Annotated in this window: 1 pseudogene; it reads left to right on the top strand. The window is 44.5% G+C overall.

From position 1 onward, the window contains the following. Nucleotides 1-1192 (top strand): annotated as a pseudogene (locus ACRCJ0_RS14600) (transcription-repair coupling factor); the annotation flags it as partial.

Below are 1192 nucleotides of genomic sequence, written 5' to 3'. Positions count from 1 at the left end.
AGCTGCTGACTGGGCGATTGCCAGTCCAGAAGCCTTAGCCGATCGGTTGAATGTTTTAAATTGGGCGCGTGACCCTAAAGCGACTGGTGTCCTAATCACGCCTATGTTTGGTTTGAAACGCCTATTAACTCCAACTGAAATTTGGGACAACACTCGTTTGCTAGTCAAATTAGGGGACGAATTAGAACCAGCTACCCTAGTTCAACGTCTGTTAAATCAAGGTTACCAACGGGCGGAAATTGTCATGACCCCAGGTGAAATGAGTCAACGCGGGGACATCGTAGACTTTTATCCTATAAATGCCGAATATCCAGTCCGAGTATCTGTGGGCTTTGACGAGGTAGAACGGATTTCAACTTTTGATCCAAACACCCAAAAATCCCTGCAAGACCAACCAAGTATCAACATTCAACCGTCGCAAGAATTCATTGTCTTGCCGCAACAATTACAAGCCCAAGCTGATGCCTTCCAAAAACTGATGACCAAGTCGTTGGCTAAGATAAAGGACGACGTGGTTAAAGATTTAGCGACTGCCGTTGTTAACGATGAAGTCCTTGCATGGAAAAATGGCGAAACCACGGAAAACTCAAAATACTTCCACCAGTATATGTACCCAGAAACCACGACCATCCTTGACTATATTGGCGACCAAGCTTTCTTAATTTTGGACGACTATGCGCGTCTAATCCAAGAAGAGGCTACTTGGACCAGCAATACCGAAATGTACTTACAAACCATGGTTGAAATGGGGCAAGTACCGGCTCAAGTCCAAGTTTATGCTGACTTTAAGGAAGGTATTCAAGCTTTTAAAGGTCGTAAATTTTACTTTTCAGTATGGCAGCAAGGGCTAGGGTCACTGGAATTCGATGGGCTGTACCAGTATCAAACGCGAATGATTACACAGTTTTATGACCAAATGGATGCCCTGAAAATTGAACTAGATGCTTGGATTCGTACAGGTCGAACAGTGGTTATCATGTTAAAAGACAAGGACAGGGTGAAAGAAGTCCAAGTCATTTTGCGAGAAATAGATGTAGCGGCTGAAGCGACGGACGAAGGGAATATCTTCGCCAACAAGGTTAACCTAATTGCGGGCGGCTTATCAGGATCGATTGAATTCGTCCAAGAACGTTTAGTCTTACTGGCTGAAGCGGATATCTTCCATACCCAGAAGAAACGACGCAAGGCTAAG

The sequence above is a fragment of the Aerococcus sp. L_32 genome (assembly GCF_050689315.1).
The sequence above is the reverse complement of the archived record's forward strand: the minus strand, read 5'-3'. Positions and strand labels throughout refer to the sequence as shown.